The organism is Alkaliflexus imshenetskii DSM 15055, from assembly GCF_000517065.1.
GTDB classification, from domain to species: Bacteria; Bacteroidota; Bacteroidia; order Bacteroidales; family Marinilabiliaceae; genus Alkaliflexus; species Alkaliflexus imshenetskii.
The window spans coordinates 553,514-571,975 of record NZ_KI912105.1 but is presented as its reverse complement, the minus strand read 5'-3'; the positions used below and the strand labels follow the sequence as shown (position 1 = coordinate 571,975).

Below are 18,462 nucleotides of genomic sequence, written 5' to 3'. Positions count from 1 at the left end.
AGAATTGCCATGCGGCAGTGCGAAATGACCTATGTCAGCGCGCTGCTGCATGGTTTTTTTGTACTTTTGCGCTCTTATGGGCAGCAAATACATTGATCTTACCAACGGGCCAATCCTTCGTCATCTTTTCAGACTGGCAATTCCTACAATAGGTTCATCTTTTATGCAGATGACCTATAATCTCACCGATATGCTTTGGCTGGGCATGTTGGGCGAGGATGCTGTTGCGGCAGTTGGTGTTGCCGGCTTCTACACCTGGTTTGGTATTTCGTTGTTGTTGATTACCAGAGTGGGAGCTGAAGTGGGGGTGTCGCAATCATTGGGTCGAAAGGATAGTGCACTCGCCTTGCGCTTTGTAAGGCATGCTTTGTTCTGGGCCGTATTAATCTCTGCGCTTTTGGCAGTTGTTGTCCTTTTATTCACGCCTGTTCTCATAGGTTTTTTTGGACTGCCTTCTGTACAAGTCAATACCGATGCAGCATCCTATTTGCGCATTATGGCAATGGGCTTTGTTTTTTCATTTGTCAACCCCACTTTTGCCGGTATTTATAACGGCATGGGAAACAGTCGATCACCGTTTTGGTATATGACAGCCGGTGTGGCACTTAACCTTGTGCTCGACCCGCTGTTTATCTTCGGTTTTGGGCCAATTCCCGCAATGGGTGTGGTGGGTGCTGCATGGGCCACTTTTATGTCGCAATTTCTGGTTTTTGCTATATTCTTTTATCGGTTAATTCTGTTGGAGGAGATGATGCCTCTCTATTTGCGGAAATTCAAATTTGATGGGGGTATCTCACGCCGGATTTTTGCACTCGGCATTCCGGTGGCTTCTGAAAGTGCGCTGTTTGCGGTATTTGCCATTTTTCTGGCGCGTATTGTTGCTGGCTTTGGTGCTGTGGCCATTGCGGTTCAAAGCATCGGGGCACAAATTGAGGCCCTCTCATGGATGACTTCCTCAGGCTTTGCCACTGCACTTGGTAGTTTTACCGGGCAAAATTATGGCGCCGGACGTTGGGATCGCATTCGCACTGGTTACCGTTATACTTTGTTGATTGGTACCGTGCTTGGATTAATGGTTACAGCGCTGTTTCTCTTGTTTGGGAAAGAGATATTCTCTCTGTTTCTGAAAGACCCTGAATCGCAGAGATTGGGTGCAATTTATCTCTATATTCTGGCCGTTTCACAGCTGTTTATGATTTACGAAATAACCACCCGTGGTGCTTTTAATGGGGTGGGGCAAACTGTGCCGCCATCATTGGTGGGCATCCTCTTTACCGGTTCAAGAGTGCCATTGGCATACTTGCTGATATCTTTTCCTGCATTGGGTTTGTTTGGTGTTTGGTGGGCCATATCGCTCACCAGTGTCTTTAAGGGCATTGTTTTGCCATTATGGTTTATACTGGTTTTGCGCCATGGAGGAGATAACAGGATGGGTCACCTCGGTAGCAGGTTAATATATCTGATACCTTCAAGGCTGCGGCAACAATTCTTTATCAAAAAGAGCTAATGTTAAACAGAGCTTTGTCCTTAAAGTACATTAAAGCGAGCAATGAGAGCCTGACTCTCATACACAAGGATGACTATAATACCAAGTTCCATCCCGATAAATCGGGACAAGTTCTGGCAATTGAAATGCAGATTATAGATAGATGAAAAATATTGAAGTTAAAGTATCTGCTGATGGCAGCTCTACATTGTACAGACCTGACTTGAATGAGCATTACCATTCGATGAATGGTGCGGTGCAAGAGTCATTACATGTTTTTATTGATGCTGGTTTAAAGATGGTCTGCAAAAATGATATCCATATTCTGGAAATTGGCTTTGGCACAGGATTGAATGCGCTTTTAACGCTCACACATAAAGCTGAAAGGGTGATTCATTATCATACATTGGAAAAGTTTCCGGTGCCCAACGATTTGCTTGCAGTAATAAATTATCCATCAGTTGTTCCGCATCCATCGGCAGGCGAATGGTTTGGCCAGATACATACTGCCGACTGGAATCGTGAAGTAAAGATTGCCAATGGGTTTTATCTCACCAAAATGGAAGCCGATTTATTGATGTTTTCAGTTGATTCGACTTATGATTTGGTCTATTTTGATGCCTTTGCACCTGAAAAACAGCCGGAAATGTGGAGCGAATCGGTTTTTCAGATGCTATTCAAGGCCATGCGCAATGGCGCAATTCTAACCACCTATTGTGCCAAGGGAGTGGTACGACGATTTATGCAATCGGCCGGTTTTAAAGTTGAGAGGCTTCAGGGGCCGCCCGGAAAGCGTGAAATGTTAAGGGCAATGAAGGTCTGAGAGTTAAGGCAGACTCATTTCAACCACAGGTGGATGGGCAAAATCTATCCAATACTTTTCAGCTGTTTCCTGACACATCTTACCGTTAAAGGTTACGATACGATATCTTAACGTGTAGTTTTGGCCATACTTCATTTCCCAGCTGCTGTTTCTGATTGGGCTGAAATTTATGAATATGTTGGCTTCTCCTTTGTTTGCACCTGGCTCCCAGGTGCGGAGTGGTTCCGGATGGTTGAAATTATGAGGATGACTCATCAGCAAAATACCGGCTCCACCATCTGCTATTTCATTTACAAGACACCAGCGTGCCCGCGCGTCATCGCAGTTGGATTGGTTTTTGCCCTCAGAGGTCAGCATCTCCACCGTTTTAGGATTCCATGTTTCACTTCCTCTGAACACAAATCCACCATATCTGTATTCCTCGAGAAAAAGTCCCTGCGTGCTGACACAGTTATATGTTGAGGTGTAATCGGTTACATAAACCTCCTGTAACGCGTTGTAATGCGTTAATTCCAATGTTTCGAGCAGTGCAATGTCATTTTTCTCATCTGTGTTAACCACTTTGTGGTGATGTAGAGCTTTAAGTGAGGAAAAAATGTCACCTGTGAGGGTGTGTATGGTAGCGATGTAATCAACTCTTCCTTGTTTTTGTCCCAGATTCCAGAAATCAACCGATCTAGTTTCAAACTGTGTTCTGGTCCAGGCATTCCATAACCCATAATGGTGAATGTGATCCGGTGGTTGTATGTAGGTGAGCGTTTTGCCCGATGGACTGTAAAGTGGATGTACATATCCGCTACGCGAGAATGCTTTGTCAACGCCTGAGGGTACCGGGGCAGGGGCAAAGTTGTATTTGAGAGCCTTATGTGTATGATTCAGAAAAAGGTAGGATGTGGCGTCTCTCACAAATTGCTCGTTTGGTGCGGTAGCAGAAGGTGTTTCTCCAATGTGGAGTTCGTAGCTTCGCAATTGCTTTTTTGCTGTGATGCCATCGAGTACCCACCATAGTTCAACGGCGTCAACTGATTTTATCTGAAAGGGTGTTGGTTTGAGTCCGTCTCCGGTAATTTCAAACAGTTGTATGCATTTATCAGACAAGTTTAGCTTGTTGCTGATGACAACTGATACCAGAGTGTTTTCTCTTTGATGATTGCCCGCGTCAACTTTTAAAAATGCAATTGGTTGACTCCACAGAACTGACCCTGTCAGGAGCATAAAAATTAGAAACAGTCCGTTTTTATATGTCATGTTTAGCATCATTTTGTGTTCTGTTTTCAACCCTGAATGAGGGCGCATCATAATCTGGTTTAAGATAGTCTGCCGGAATTGTGGTCATATTCCCGTCTCTTTGTGCCCGGTAGTGCGGCGAGAGTATCTCAATGCCCCGTTCGTTGCATACATCCTGAATGTGTTTGTGTAGGTCTGAATATACAAATGCCTGACGTTGTGCCTCTCGTGTAAAGGCATTTAGCTGGTACGACACGTAAAAATCATCTAGGGCAGTCTGTAAAACAAAAGGTTCAGGATTTTTGAGTACTGCTGCTGTACGCGCTGCGGCTTCTATTAAAGCCTCGTGCATGTGCTTCCATGGCACGTCGTAACCTATGGTTACGGTGGTGTGGATGATGAGACCTTCTTCCCGTGCGTGAACCGAATAGTTTACAGTATTTCCGCTTAACACAGATGCATTGGGTATGGTAATCTCTTCATTTTTTACCGTTTTCAGCCGCGTAACCAAAAGTGTCTTCTCCATCACATCTCCCGTCATGTCGCCAATTTTTATGCGGTCGCCAATTTTAAAGGGTCGCATATAGGTGATTACCAATCCGGCTATCATATTTGAAATGGCAGTGGATGAGCCCAGCGAGAAGAGGATACCTAGAAATACTGATACACCTCTAAAGATTTCTGAATCGGAGCCCGGCAAATAAGGAAAGATGAGGATAAACATGAAGGCATACAGCAAAAAACGAATGATGCTATAGGTTGGTTGAGCCCAATCGATATGAAAACCCGAAATCTTAAGTTTTTCTGATTCTATTTCAGAAAAAATGTACTTCACAAATCTGATGAAGTATTTCATTACTAAATAGATAACCAGTATGGTGAAGAGATTGGGAATGTAATCCCAGATGCCTATAAAAATTCCTTTAAAAGGTGACCATACCAGTTTGAAAAGGATGTTTGCCCAGCCACGCGTAAATGGAAATATGCTAAAAACAAGAGGTAGCACCAGGTATAACGACATCAGAATCATGAACCACTTTAAGAGGTTGAATAACACAAACACAAGGCGTAGCTCCTGTTCGGCCGACAAGAAAGTGTAATCTTTATAGGCCAGATTTTTTAACCACTTATCCTTGTTTCGGGTGATAAACCTTGTCATGCGCCTATGACCCTTGTTAATACCCCAGATAAGCAGATATATGCCTGTAATTACCAATATTACAAGCCCAACACGAATCAAAAACAGAGTGATGTTATCCTTTTCTTTTTCATCCACAATGGATGCAGTAATAATTTTGACGTATTCCTGTGCAACGTTCTCTTTGCTGCTAAACTCCCAGGCGGCATCTTCATTTGTAACACTCATTAAAATTATGTCGTGAAACACGATGTCGGCGCTACGTTCGGTGTTTAAAACAATTAGAGAATCTTTTAAGGTAAAATCATCATAGATATTGTTGATGCGTCGCGTGATGTTGGCAGCCCTTTCGTCTGCAGTTAAATTGCCAGTTCCGGTATAGATGTGAAACAGTGTATCCTTAAAAAGAATGACAGGCACGCCCGCCGCCTTTTTCTTTAGAGATTGCAATCCGCTGATGAGTTCAGCCTCTTTAGTCTCGGTGTCGCGCATTTCCTCTGCGGTGGCAGTTTGGCTAAGCGTCATTAAACTCGATTCATATTCTATGAGCGTGTTGATATGGGTTATCAAATCTGTTTTTTGAAGTGAATCAGCTTCATCCGTAAACCCCGCATTTTCAACCAGTTTTTTGAAATGTATCAGCCGCTCATAAATAGAATCGTTCTGCGCTGTTGATAATAATGGCGCAAATAGAAGGGCTAGAAAGGGTAATATTTGGCGTTTTTTCATTCTTGTTGGTGTTGAAAAAGTTTATGGGATGGCTAGCACAATGTTTACAACCCCTGATGAGTTGTTTTGGTCTATCAAATGTAAACTTCAAAATACAAATTGAAAAGGAAATTTATTGTACCTTTCGGGGATTTTTTAATATTATGTAATAGATGAGCATGGACAATGTAAGTTACGCACTGGGAATGAATATTGCCAGAAATTTGATGGCTTCCGGAATGGAGTCTGTTAATTATGATGATTTTGTTTCAGGAATGAAAGCCGCTTTGGAGAATGGTACTCCGTTGATGGATATGAATGAAGCCAATCAATTGCTTCAGCAGCATTTTATGGCTTTGGAATCGAAGAAGCATGAGGCAGCTACCATAGAAGGGGAAGCTTTTTTAGTTGAGAATGCTAAAAAAGAAGGTGTGGTTGTTTTAGAGAGTGGCCTTCAGTATGAAATTTTGAATGATGGAACAGGGGAGCGTCCCAGCGCCGAAGATAGCGTAAAGTGCCATTATCATGGTACCTTGATTGACGGCACTGTGTTTGACAGTTCAGTACAGCGTGGCGAGCCTGCTGTGTTTCCTGTAAATGGCGTTATTCAGGGATGGGTAGAAGCGCTTCAGCTGATGAACGAAGGCAGCAAATGGCGTTTGTATATACCCTCTAACCTTGCCTATGGCACGCGAGGAGCCGGAGGCGTTATTGGTCCCAATGCTACCTTGATTTTTGATGTGGAGCTTATTGCCATCGAAAACTAATTTTAAATTACACACATAAATCATTAAACTTTAATTCTTAACAATTAGTTGTATGAAAAGAAATCTGTTTTTATTTGCGGTTTCAGTAGCACTTTTGGCCGCAGTTTCTTGTTCTCGAGTTCCTGGTGCAGGTAAAGTTGTGCTTAAAGACAACATCGACAGCGTGAGTTATGCGCTCGGTTTTCTTGAGGCTCAACAGTTCAGAAAAGCACTTGATGAGACTTCAGTGTTTGACTCGATTGATGCTAAAACGGCTGCACGTATGTTTTCAAAATCTGCCGTGAGAGAAGGGTATACTGATTTCCGCAAGGATCAGTTCATGGGTTTTGACGAGAAGGTGTTTAAAACAGCTTTTATCAACGAACTGGCTTATGGTAAATCCTATTTTACCGACATTTCTGCCGATGTTTTTCTTCGTTCCAGTTTTGAGAAAGCCAGAGCCGCAAAAGACGCAGAGACAAATAAACTGGCAAAGGAGAGTGCGCAAAAAGGCATCACCTTTCTGGCTGAAAACGCTACACGCGAAGGTGTTGTTGTGCTTGAGAGCGGACTGCAGTACGAGATTATTACTGAGGGTAGTGGCCCAAAACCACAATCAACAGACCGCATCAAATGTCATTATCATGGTATGCTTATCGATGGTAAAGTATTTGACAGTTCTGTAGAACGTGGGGAGCCTGCTTCTTTCAGACTCAATCAGGTTATTCCCGGATGGACCGAGGCGCTACAGCTTATGCCTGTTGGTTCAAAATGGAAACTTTACATACCTTCTGAACTGGCCTATGGCGAAAGAGGTGCAGGTTCTGACATTGGCCCTAATGCCACTTTGATTTTCGAAGTAGAATTGCTCGAAATAATTGAAGAGTAATCCATATTTGAAGTAAAAGATATTCATCAAACAAAAAAGCTGTAACGTCAACTAAGATGTTACAGCTTTTTTGTTATAGGGAGTGAATTAGTCGATGAGAGGTAAGCACCCGAAATCATCTTCCATCAACAATTCATTAACAATATCGAGGTTAAAATCTTCAGGGTCATAGTCGTCGCCAAGCCATTCAAGTAACTCATCTCTTTCCGGATGTCCGGGTTTGTTTATCACTTTAAGCAGTTCGGCATAACCAGTATAGCCACCACAATCCTCGGGCGGGCAATTACGCTTTCCTTCGATACAAATCGGATAGTATTGATCGCTGGCCGCTTCCAGAATCTCCTCCAACAGTATTTTATGCTTCCAATTGTCGCCAAAGTCGTAAATGTACTGAATCTCTTCGCCACGCTTCTTCAGGATGTCCATAAGCCTGATGGATGTGTAATCCATAAACTTGTCTGACATCTCCAGTTCGTCATCAGCAATACCAAATGTGCGACCATTTTTTGTAAATTGATGCAGATGGGCATTTTCCCAGCCCATGGTGGTTTGTATCACTTTGTGAAAATCGTGTAAAAACAGGTCTGAAGGCACCTGAATACGTCTCCAGACAGCTGGTGTAACACCATCCAGAGTAATTTTAATTTGGTATATCGCTGGTACTTGTATCATCGTTAAGTTAATAATTTATACAAATGTAATTATTTAATTCAAATGGAGTGATAATTAATTTCTTGCGGTCGTTATCGTCTTTGTATGTAAATGAATCTCAGTTTGTTTAAAATAAATTGAAATGGCTTTTGTCTGCCCCGTTATAATTGGTTATTTTTACACTTTGAGTGTGAAACTGAGAAATTATTTATCAATTATTAATATAGTGTTATGCAAAGTGCTGAAATTCATACATCCAAAGGCGTGATGAAGGTAAACTTTTACCATGCTGATGCGCCGGGAACGGTAGCAAATTTTATTAAACTCGCTACTGAGGGGTTTTATGATGGTTTATCGTTTCACCGCGTTATCCCTGATTTTGTGATTCAGGGAGGGTGCCCTCTATCACGTGAAGCCGGAAATCCGCGCGTGGGGACTGGTGGCCCGGGCTATAAAATCGACTGTGAACTCGATGGTGACAATCAGTTTCACGATCGCGGTGTGCTGAGCATGGCTCATGCCGGTCGCAACACAGGTGGTTCACAGTTTTTTATCTGTCACAGCCGCAAAAACACCGCTCACCTCGACAGAAACCATACCTGTTTTGGTAAAGTTTACGAAGGTCTTGATGTGATAGATCAGATTAGGGCGGGCGACAAAATTGAAAAGATTGTTATTGTGGATGCTGAATAATTCTCTTTTTTGAAGATGTAAGGAGTTGACTAACTTAAGTCCGGTTAGTTTTCCGGCTCCTGAAATATTTGCAGGTTCGTTCACAAAAGATAACCGTTGTATTAATAAGTTTAAAAGTTAATAGATGAATTTTGAAATATCAGGAGCCCTGATTGTTAAGGAGAACACCGTTGACATCAGTGCCAATTTTAAGAAGCGTGAGTTTGTGATTGAAGTGGTGAATGAGCGCAACAGCGACTGGAACGATTTCTTGAAATTCCAGCTAACTCAGGATAAATGTTCTTTACTCGACTCTTTTCAACTTGGCGATCAGATGAAAATATCATTTAACGTTCGTGGCCGGAAATGGGAAAAGGATGGACGTGTAAACTATTTTAACAGTTTAGAAGCCTGGCGCATAGAGAGTGTGGCAGCGGCACAGGGTGGTGCAATTCCTGCTCCTCCGCCATTTCAGGAAACAGATATTCCGCCTGCGGAAGCGCAGGATGACTTGCCATTTTAATTAAGCTCTATCTGGGTGACATACTCACCTGAAGATTATACGAAGCATAACCTTTCATGTCAGTGGGGGTTATGCTTTTTTCGTATGGTTCCATCATTCTTTTTCGGAAGGTGAATTTGTATTCCACATCAGACAGCAAGTGAACCAAAAATCGACCTTTTTCATCGCTCTCAAAAGTAGAGACAAGTGTGCCGTCAGATTTTGAAACTGAGATTGTCACTTCGGCCTCCGGTGCACCAGTGGTTTGGTTGCGCACAAATCCATCAATCATCGTGAATTCGAGGGGACGAATCATGCGGAACGCATATAGATTGTCGTTCTGGTTGTTCTGATTACTTCCCGATGGTCGGTTTGAGGCAAAATATCCTGAAAGACCATCCTCATTAAATGCAATAGTGAAATCATCATGGGAACTATTGATGCCTGGACCGGGGTTTATCGGTTCTGCATAACCGTCAGGTGTAGGTAAGGCCACAAAAATGTCGAGTCCACCCAGACCCGGATGTCCGTCAGAAGCGAAGAAAAGACGACCTTTCTCATCTACATAAGGAAAAATTTCATTCCCTGGAGTATTGATGAGTGGCCCCATATTTACGGGCTGCGACAAAAAGCCGTCGCGCCGTTCACTGTAATAGAGGTCCATTCCACCGTAGCCGCCAGGCATATCTGAAGCAAAATAGATACGCTCATTGTTGTGCGTTGTAGCCGGATGGGCAATCGAGAAGCCTCTGATTTTGAATGGCAATGTTGTGGTGTTTTTTTGCCACTGCCCGTCTCTGAATCGGGCAACGACAATGTCAAGTTCGCTTACGCCATCCACGGTTCGACCAGTGTTTCGCGTAATGTAGGCTTGCTGGCCATCGGCCGAAAAACTTACCGGCCCATCATTGAGTGAAGTTTTTAGTCTGCTGTCGAATAACTCCGGACGACCAAATGTTGTCAGCGATTTTATTTGTGCAGCATACAGGTCAAAAAAGGATTCTCTGCTACGGGCATCTCTTGTTCTGACCGGGGAGGAGCCAGGACGATTCGACATGAATACCAGCTTATTGTTCCAAATTGCCGGAGCAAATTCCGAATGGCGGGTATTGATGTCGAGCCTTAGGATTTCTACCCGTCCGGAATCTGACAGGATGGATTGAAGGTGATCCTCCGGCGACAATCCCCGAAAGGCAGCCTGTGTGCGGGTGAGGGTGTAAAATCTGGTTAGGTAACCATCCGATTCCTCGTATCTTCCAAGGGTTCGCAACAGCTGACCCAGATGAAAATAGGTGTCTGGCTCTACATCGGGAAAAGTCACTGTTTTTTGGTACCATTCAACAGCTTTTTCAGGCATTTTCATGTGGCGATAGCAATCACCTATCCTTCTGGTAACATAATATACTGATTCGCCTTTTTTCTCGGCCTTCAAATAAGAAGAGAGTGCTTTGGGATACTTAAATCGGTTGTAAAAAGAGTCTGCCCGCTGCAAATCACGACTTTGAGACGCAGCAAATACAGGTGTTGTTAAAAGCAGGATGATGAGAATCCGTTGCAGCATATCAGAAATATCTTGGGTTTAACACTCTTTCTTTTTGGAAATTAAGTTCAAAACTAACCATTATTTCATGAGTATTGCCAAATTGAGAGAGTAATTTATTGGTGTTTATATCATAAGCATATCCAGCGCTCAACTGGTCAGTTATGCGGTATTGAAGTATCAAGCCTACTGCTTCACCGGGACGCCACATGGCACCCGTCCAAAGTCTGTCGCGTATCAGAAGACTCAAATTGACATCGCCCGAGAGTGGAGCCGAGTTGGTAGCTCTCAGAATAAATGATGGCTTTAGAACCAGTTCACGGTGTATGGGAATGGCCAAACCTCCCATAAGCAGATAAAGTCGGTTTTCTTTTGGAATTAGTGTCGATGCGTTTTGATCATCATTGTCAAACTGGTTTTCGATGAGTCTTGGAACGGATAAGCCAAAATAGAATCTGCCCGACCATGCATAAGCGCCAAAGCCAAAATTGGGCAGAAAACTTGTTTCTGATGGTTCGGAATAAGCATTGTCATCGGCTCCAACTTCGGTAATATAACGCGAAAGATCTTTCTGATAATGGCTAAACCCTCCTTTCAATCCGAGAGACAATTTAACCTGCCTGTTAAGGTGTAAATGATAGGCGTAATCCAGAAAGGCGGTGGTGTTGGTCACTGGCCCAATCTTATCATGGATAAAGGATAAGCCTGCACCAAAATTGGCCGACGATACCGGTGTGTGAATCGTGAAGGTTTGAGTGGATGGTGCATCGTCAAAGCCAACCCATTGGTGCCTTGTTGTGATCATGGCATTCAATACGCCGCCGGTACCGGCATATGCCGGGTTAAGCGCCAGTGTGTTAAACATATACTGCGTGAGTATGGGATCCTGCTGTCCGCTGACGGGTTGCACGTGCAGAATCAGTAACAGACTGGGGAGTAATATAATTTTAAGTAGTTGACGCATTTTTCTTACCATTTAATGTACACGCTTCCTTTAAAATAGCGATCGTTGATTTTGAGTATATAGAAATAAGTGCCTTCAGGTAGTACCTGACTGCCAAGCACAGAAGTGGAGGCTCGGCCGTCCCAACTGTTGTCATACGGGCTTTTACTGTAAACCAGGCTACCCCATCGGTTAAAAACCGACAGTTCACTGTTGGCTATCTCCTCAATGCCATGAATGATCCACTTGTCATTTACACCATCGTTATTGGGCGAGAAAGTGGATGGGATGCTGATATGGTCAGGAATACCATCACCATCGGTATCCAATGGTTCGATGTGTATGGTTACAAAAGATTCGGCGCAGGCGCCGTGTGGGTCGCAAGCCAAATAATGCACCTCTACTATATTGTGAAACTTACCCGGAAACGCCTCGAAAGTAAAGGTTCCATCGGCGGCAAGTGTTACTTTACCATACTCTGTTACATCATCTGAAATCAAGACAGCAGTCATCTCTTCTCCTTCCGGTTCAAAATCGTTGTCGAGCAAATTGATGGTGGCCGAAGTATTATCATAAAGGAACATCACATCGGGCATAGGTCTGGGCGCATCATTCACAGGCCTGATGGTAATATACACAGTTGCCTGATCGCAATATACCGGTTCTCCGGAGTCACAAACTTCATATACAAAAGCGTCTTCTCCGTAAAAATCTGCATTTGGCGTGTAGAGGAGAGAACCAGCGTCACTCGTAAACTCAATTTTGCCATGTAACGGCCCACTGATTATTTTTATAGAGGCCGGATCGATGTTGTTGTTCGGGTCTGTGTCGTTGGTTAATGGTTCAATGCGCGTGGGTGTGTCCTCATCAAGTTCAATGTGCACATCGTTGGCGGTAGGTGGTCCGTTACCTGCTACAACAAAAAGTGTTACAACTGCCATATCGCACTCACCAGCCATATCGCATACTGAGTAAACAAAACTGTCATTTCCGAAGAAATCAGGCTCAGGCAGATAAAATACAGTGCCATTGGTGTTTACTGTCACCTGGCCATGTTCAGGATGGGTGATGATGGAAACAGAGGATGGGTCAATGTTTTCATCCGGGTCGGTATCGTTTTGCAGGATGTTAAGGGTCATGCCGGCTCCACTAATTGGGCCAAAAGTGTCGTCCATTGCTGTGGGAGGTGAATTTACCCATGTAACAGTGATGTACACAGTTGCTTCATCCCATAATCCTTCTGTATCTGTAACCCGATAGGTGAAACTGTCGCTTCCCGAGAACCACGGATCAGGTACGTAAAATATACCTGCCGGTGATGCTACCAACTGCGCTGAGCCATTTGCAGGTTCAGTAATAATGGAAAGTTTTAGCTCATCTTTCGAGTTGTCCACATCAAAATCATTGGCCAAAACATCAATAAAAACAGAACTGCCTTGCAGAATGGTAACATGGTCATCCTCAGCCACAGGTGCATCGTTTACCGGAAGTATTGTAATCGACACGCGTGCTTCGTCGCAATAACCGGTTAAATCACAGACTCTGTAAACAAAGCTATCTGTTCCATAATAATCCTTGTTTGGCGTATAGGTGATGGTTCCATCCGGATTTGGAACAGCAGAGCCTCTGGTTGGCTGTGTTATGATGCTCACAGTTGTGGGATCTATATTGTCCTGAGGATCGGTGTCGTTACTTAACACATGTATGATGGTTGTTTCATCTTCGTTTATGGTTACAGCATCGTCAACAGCTACCGGAGCCTGATCGGATATCTGGATGGTGACTCTGGCGGTGTTACTCATCAATCCGGTGGAGTCGTAGATGTAGAATTCAAAAAAGTCGACACCAGCAAAACCTGTTTTGGGGGTATAGATGACTTCCTGATTTGTGCTGCCGGATTCAAGTACGCCCGATTCAGGCTCAGTCACAATAATCAGGGTACTAAAATCAACGTCATTGTCGGGATCTGTAACGAGTTCGTTTATCGGAATGGCAATTGGCTTGTTTTCAGGTGTTGAATACCAACCATCAAGTGCAACAGGAGGGTCAGGTACCGGATGGATGGTGATGTCCACGCGTGCCTCGTTACTGATGAGGTTGGTGAAATCCCTCACCGTATAGGTAAAGAAGTCGGTGCCGTTATAATCCTGATTGGGTGTATATTTTACAATGCCATTTCCTAAGTAAACGGCGGTGCCGTTTTTGGGTTTTATAACAATGTTTACCGTTGCGGGATTGATGTCAGTATCAATGTCGTTGGCAAGGATGTCAATGTTAACGGACTCATCTTCGTTTGTTTCGGCAATGTCGTTTACAGCCAGAGGAGAGCGCCTTGCCACAAAAATATGGATGGTTGCTCTGCTGCATTGAGGTGGCAGTGGATGGCCTTTGTCACATATTTCATACTCTGCATTGTCTTCGCCAAAGAACCCAACATGGGGCGTGTAGTTGATATTGTAGTTTGGCAGAATGATGATGGTGCCATTGACGGGCTGACGGGTGATGCGAAGTGTTGCTGGATTAATACCACCCAGGATACCATCGGCATCATCGTTGTCATTGGCCAAAACGTTCATGTTGGCAGGTGTGCCTTCAGCAGTGTATAGAAAATCGTCGTTGGCCACCGGAGGGTCATTTACCGGAAGCACAGTAAACGTGAGGTTGGCATTGGCATAGGCTTTTCCATCGGTGATGGTGTAGGTGATACCTGATGTGGTGCCGAAATAATTGAGTGCCGGCTCATAAGTCAGACTTCCATTGGCGTTAATGGTTAGTTTTCCATGGGTAAATGTGGCCGTAGTTCCGGCCGTATGTGTTTGTGCTCCAATTGAAAAACTTACCACCGTCAGTGCGTCGCCGTCAATGTCAGTGTCATTCGACAGAAGTCCGTTCTCAACGGTAACTGCAAGAGGCGTATCTTCATTGGTGGTGTAAACATTCGGGTTTGCCACAGGCGGTGTGTTGTTGATATTTGGGGTCAGATAGGCCAGATTGTCTGAATGATCAGGATCAAACTGATTCAATTTGGTGACCTGAGCCATGTTGGTATATTCACCTATGGTTCCTGATGGCGGCTGAACAATTGCCTTGAAGCTAGTCTGAACAGTTGCGCCATTGTTGAGTGTTAAGCCTGTCCAGCGAATGGTGTTACCGGTGGCTGTTCCATTGCCTGAGATAGCCGAAATTGCGCCGTAACCCACAGGAACAACATCTGTGATCTCAATACCCGTGGCGTTGTCTGGTCCTGAGTTTGTAAGAGTGATGGTAAAGGTAATCTCTTCATTAACCACTGGCGTGTTGTTATTCACGCTTTTGGTTAATTTTAGATTGCTTTTTTGCGGTATAGCTGAGGCCTGTGCACTGTTGTTGGTGGTGTTTTGGTCGAACTGGTCCGCACTGATTAGCGCAACATTTAAATAGGAAAGTTCATCAGATGGTTCCTTAACCAATGCTGTAATGGCCAAAGTAGTGGCTTCACCTGAGTTTAGTGTGCCAACGTTCCAATTACCGCTGTTTGCATCATAGGTGCCTTTAGCTGCATTGTGACCAATGTAGCTGAAGCCTCCCGGTAACTTGTCGGCCACTATTACTGTGGTGGCAGTATTTGGGCCGTTGTTGGAGGCTGTGACTGTAAACACAACCTCGTTGTTTACCAAAGGACGTTCTATATTTACTGTCTTTGATATGGATAAGTCACTTTGTTGAGGCGTAATCTCAACTTGCGATGTGTTGTTGGTTGTTCCAGGGTCGTATTGCACACCGCTTATTGATGCAGTGTTTATAAAGTTGATGCCGCTGCCCGGTGTTTCAACAGTTGCCGAAATGCTCAGGGTTGCTGTTGTGCCAGATGACAACCCGCCTATGTTCCATATCCCTGTTGCAGCATTGTAGCTTCCAGTGGCTGTTAGGTGGTTAAAGTATTTGAGTCCCGATGGTAATAAATCATTAACTATAACGCCGGTAGCATCATGAGGACCTTCATTTCCGGCTGTTAGGGTGAAGGTAACCTGATGACCCACATTTGGGTTTAATTCGTTTGCTGTTTTGGTAATGGATAGGTTTGCTTGTTGGGGTGTAATGGTGACACTTGCCTGGTTGTTCGATGTGATTGGGTCATGTTGATCTACAGTAGTGTTTACAGCATGATTATACGTAATGCCAGCCCCCGGAGTGTTAACAACAGTGGTGATGATGAGTGTTACCTGACTGCCAGCATTCAAATTCCCGATATTCCATTGTCCGGTAGTTGAGATGTATGTACCGGTTGAAGTTTGATGTGAATGATAGTTCAGTCCATTGGAAAGTGTCGTCGATGCCGATAAGTTTGTAGCATTGTCAGGGCCATTATTGAGCACTGTAATGGTATATGCAACTTGTTCGCCAACGTTTGGAGTCGATTTGTCAGCCAGTAATGTTAATGCGATGTCGGAGGCGTTTACGTTTATGCTGCTTGTGACAGTTCTTAATACGTTGGTGGAGCCAAAAACTGTTGTGGCGCTTACACTATTATTAATTACACCCGTGTTTAGGTCGTTGGTGGTTGTAGTATAATTTGTAACAAATGAAAAACTGGTGTTGGGCATCAAACTCACAACTACATTGTTGTAGCTTGTTAACGATTCATTTACGTTGATGTTCGTTAGCGGAACATTACCGGTATTGGTTACAGATATGTTATATGATATTGCTTCACCTGCCTTACGGTAAGTGGTTTTTGATGGGGTAACGGTAATGTTTAATGCTGGATTTTGTACCGCATTAACGATGTGTTCTTTCGGGAATTGAAGCGCTCCCGATGTAGCAGTTATTGTATTGGTAACGCTGCCATTGGTGATGTCGTTTTGATTTACATTGTATGTGGTTGCAAAATTTGAGGCCGCATTTGGTGCCAGTGTTCCCAGATTTTGATTCAGTCCTGTCAGGTTATCCGTAGCAGTAATGGTACTAAGTGTTGTGTTACCTGTATTTCTAACCTCAATGTTATAGGTGATGGTTTCACCAACTGTTGAAAATGTAGATGGGCTATGGTTTACTGATACCGTTAAAACCTTATTTTGTTGGGCTGTAATCGTAAAGTTGCCGGTAGAGCCAGTTACATTTTGTGTCGAATTGATTGTGGCAGAATTGACAAGCTGTCCATTGTCAATGTTTTGTTGGGTTACAGAGTGCACTCTGGTTGTAGTTGCGACGCCTCCGTTGGGGGCAATGGAGGCAAAAGTTGTTTGGGTGGAAGAGAGGATGTCAACTACGGTTACGTTGGTAAGTGTAATGTTTCCGGTGTTTGTTACTGTAATTGTGTAGTTGATGGTTTCTCCTACTGTAGAGTATTGTGACTTGTTAGCCGACATTACAGCTACAACTCCTTCATCTTTTAAGGCATTGAGTGTAAAATTCCCGGTATTGCCCGTAGCACCCTCAGCTGAAGTGATAGAGGCCGAATTGACAATAGAGCCGTTGTCAATGTTTGTCTGGGTCACCACATGGTTTCGCGTGCTTGTGGCACTGGCTCCCGGAAGAATTGATGGAATGATTGTTTGCGTAGATGATAGTGCGTCAGTCACAACAATGTTGGTAAGTGTGACATTTCCGGTGTTGTTGACTGTTATGGTATATGTGATGGTTTCACCAACCAAACTGTAAGAGGATTTATTGGCATTTATGGATGCTGTAACTGTTTTTGTCTGTGTAGCGGTTGTGGTCACACTTCCCGATGTGGTCTCTGTAATTTGTGCCGACGTAACTTTTGCAGCATTCACCACGCTTCCGGCATCAAGGTCGCTCTGTGTGGTGTTGTATGTGAATGATGTGTTGGCGGTGGCGCCAGGTGCCAGCGAGGTTATCGTTGCCACAGTGCTTCCGCTCTTAGTGCCAGTCACGGATAGGTTTGTGAGTGTTACATTGCCCGTGTTCTCCACCGAAACCGAGTAAGTGATTGTCGTTTCGGTTGTAGCAAACGATCCCGGCGTGGCATTGGTGATGTTAGCAGCCACAGTTCTGGTCTGCGTAGCGGTGGTGGTCACACTGCCCGATGTGGTCTCTGTAATTTGTGCCGAAGTAACTTTTGCAGCATTCACAACGCTTCCGGCATCAATGTCGCTCTGTGTGGTGTTGTATGTAAATGATGTGTTGGCGGTGGCGCCAGGTGCCAGCGAGGTTATCGTTGCCACAGTGCTTCCGCTCTTAGTGCCAGTCACGGATAGGTTTGTGAGTGTAACATTGCCCGTGTTCTCCACCGAAACCGAGTAAGTGATTGTCGTTCCGGTTGTAGCAAACGAGCCCGGCGTGGCATTGGTGATGTTAGGGGCCACAGTTCTGGTCTGCGTAGCGGTTGTGGTCACACTTCCCGATGTGGTCTCTGTAATTTGTGCTGACGTAACTTTTGCAGCATTCACCACGCTTCCGGCATCAATGTCGCTCTGTGTGGTAATGTATGTAAAGTTTATTGTTTCTGATGAACCGGGGGTGATAATCCCAATAGTGGAAAGCGTGCTTCCATCCTTTGTGCCAGTAACGTTTATGTTGTTTAGCGTAACGTTGCCTGTATTTTGTATGGTTACATTATAGGTAATGCTTTCTCCTGGTGTTGAGAAGTTTGATGGGGAGGAGGAGTTGATGGTTGCTGTAACCGTTGTAATTTGGTTTGCCGGAATTGTTAGAATGGTGCTATTTGCATTAGCTCCTTCTGTTGATGTTACTGATGCACTGTTTGCAACAGAGCCATTGTCGATATTGGCCTGGGTAACAGAATGGGTTCTGGTGGTTGTAAGAAATTCGGCAGGAGCTAAGGGCCCCATATTCGTTGTGGTATTTTCCAATATGTCTGTTACGGCAACATTGGTAAGGGGCGAAGTTCCGATGTTGGTAACAGTGATGGTGTAGGTTATGGTTTCTCCAATGTTGCTGTACGATAATTTATTGGCCTCAATAGTGACGGCAACCGCGTGTGATTCGTCATCCCAAAGGCTGTTGTATGATAAAGGGAATTTATTCGCCTCCAAAGAAAAATCATCCGGAGAAATTCGGGTAGTTGCGAAAGCAACTTGAGAGAATATAAGCAATAAATTAAATATGCATAGAAGTAGAGAACGCTTCATAAGTTGGCTGTTTTCAGTTGTAAGGAGGTACCAATTTACAACG

At 44.1% G+C, this 18,462-nt stretch carries 12 protein-coding genes; 6 read left to right on the top strand and 6 right to left on the bottom strand.

Annotated elements, in window-relative coordinates; genetic code table 11:
- Nucleotides 1-76 precede the first annotated feature (76 nt).
- Together ALKIM_RS0102545 and mnmD are read left to right on the top strand one after the other, a co-directional pair.
- Nucleotides 77-1,507 carry an MATE family efflux transporter gene (locus ALKIM_RS0102545; protein ID WP_026473282.1) on the top strand — a complete coding sequence of 477 codons (1,431 nt, stop codon included), beginning with the start codon at nucleotides 77-79 and terminating at the stop codon, nucleotides 1,505-1,507.
- Nucleotides 1,508-1,649: 142 nt separating this feature from the next.
- Nucleotides 1,650-2,309 (top strand): tRNA (5-methylaminomethyl-2-thiouridine)(34)-methyltransferase MnmD, encoded by a 660-nt coding sequence (gene mnmD / locus ALKIM_RS0102535; protein WP_026473281.1) that lies wholly within the window; start codon nucleotides 1,650-1,652, stop codon nucleotides 2,307-2,309.
- A 3-nt stretch (nucleotides 2,310-2,312) separates the two neighbouring features.
- On the opposite strand, the gene ALKIM_RS17365 is transcribed toward mnmD, so the two are convergent.
- On the bottom strand, nucleotides 2,313-3,557 hold the full coding sequence (locus ALKIM_RS17365; protein ID WP_052345254.1) for a DUF6807 domain-containing protein: 1,245 nt from the start codon (nucleotides 3,555-3,557) through the stop codon (nucleotides 2,313-2,315).
- Complete coding sequence (locus ALKIM_RS0102525; RefSeq protein WP_026473280.1) at nucleotides 3,547-5,403, bottom strand: mechanosensitive ion channel family protein; 1,857 nt, start codon at nucleotides 5,401-5,403, stop codon at nucleotides 3,547-3,549. The genes ALKIM_RS17365 and ALKIM_RS0102525 overlap by 11 nt, the downstream gene beginning before the upstream one ends.
- A 152-nt stretch (nucleotides 5,404-5,555) precedes the next feature.
- Here ALKIM_RS0102525 and ALKIM_RS0102520 point away from each other — a divergent pair, with 152 nt between their 5' ends.
- Nucleotides 5,556-6,149, top strand: coding sequence for an FKBP-type peptidyl-prolyl cis-trans isomerase (locus tag ALKIM_RS0102520; protein WP_218916654.1), 594 nt, complete (start codon nucleotides 5,556-5,558; stop codon nucleotides 6,147-6,149).
- Nucleotides 6,150-6,201: 52 nt separating this feature from the next.
- The gene (locus ALKIM_RS0102515; RefSeq protein WP_044117698.1) at nucleotides 6,202-7,017 is read left to right on the top strand and encodes an FKBP-type peptidyl-prolyl cis-trans isomerase; all 816 of its coding nucleotides are present in this window, start codon (nucleotides 6,202-6,204) and stop codon (nucleotides 7,015-7,017) included.
- Nucleotides 7,018-7,104: 87 nt separating this feature from the next.
- On the opposite strand, the gene ALKIM_RS0102510 is transcribed toward ALKIM_RS0102515, so the two are convergent.
- Nucleotides 7,105-7,689, bottom strand: a complete 585-nt coding sequence (locus ALKIM_RS0102510; RefSeq protein WP_026473277.1) for a plasmid pRiA4b ORF-3 family protein — start codon at nucleotides 7,687-7,689, stop codon at nucleotides 7,105-7,107.
- A gap of 210 nt (nucleotides 7,690-7,899) precedes the next feature.
- Here ALKIM_RS0102510 and ALKIM_RS0102505 point away from each other — a divergent pair, with 210 nt between their 5' ends.
- Nucleotides 7,900-8,361, top strand: coding sequence for a peptidylprolyl isomerase (locus ALKIM_RS0102505; protein ID WP_026473276.1), 462 nt, complete (start codon nucleotides 7,900-7,902; stop codon nucleotides 8,359-8,361).
- A 124-nt stretch (nucleotides 8,362-8,485) separates the two neighbouring features.
- Nucleotides 8,486-8,863 (top strand): DUF3127 domain-containing protein, encoded by a 378-nt coding sequence (locus ALKIM_RS0102500; protein WP_026473275.1) that lies wholly within the window; start codon nucleotides 8,486-8,488, stop codon nucleotides 8,861-8,863.
- Nucleotides 8,864-8,870: 7 nt separating this feature from the next.
- On the opposite strand, the gene ALKIM_RS0102495 is transcribed toward ALKIM_RS0102500, so the two are convergent.
- The 3 genes from ALKIM_RS0102495 to ALKIM_RS0102485 are packed head-to-tail and all read right to left on the bottom strand — an operon-like array spanning nucleotide 8,871 to nucleotide 18,419.
- On the bottom strand, nucleotides 8,871-10,403 hold the full coding sequence (locus ALKIM_RS0102495) for a PD40 domain-containing protein (protein ID WP_026473274.1): 1,533 nt from the start codon (nucleotides 10,401-10,403) through the stop codon (nucleotides 8,871-8,873).
- 1 nt (nucleotide 10,404) lies between these two features.
- Nucleotides 10,405-11,346 carry a PorP/SprF family type IX secretion system membrane protein gene (locus ALKIM_RS0102490; RefSeq protein WP_162148784.1) on the bottom strand — a complete coding sequence of 314 codons (942 nt, stop codon included), beginning with the start codon at nucleotides 11,344-11,346 and terminating at the stop codon, nucleotides 10,405-10,407.
- Between the two features lie 5 nt (nucleotides 11,347-11,351).
- The gene (locus ALKIM_RS0102485) at nucleotides 11,352-18,419 is read right to left on the bottom strand and encodes an Ig-like domain-containing protein (RefSeq protein ID WP_084555779.1); all 7,068 of its coding nucleotides are present in this window, start codon (nucleotides 18,417-18,419) and stop codon (nucleotides 11,352-11,354) included.
- Nucleotides 18,420-18,462 lie beyond the last annotated feature (43 nt).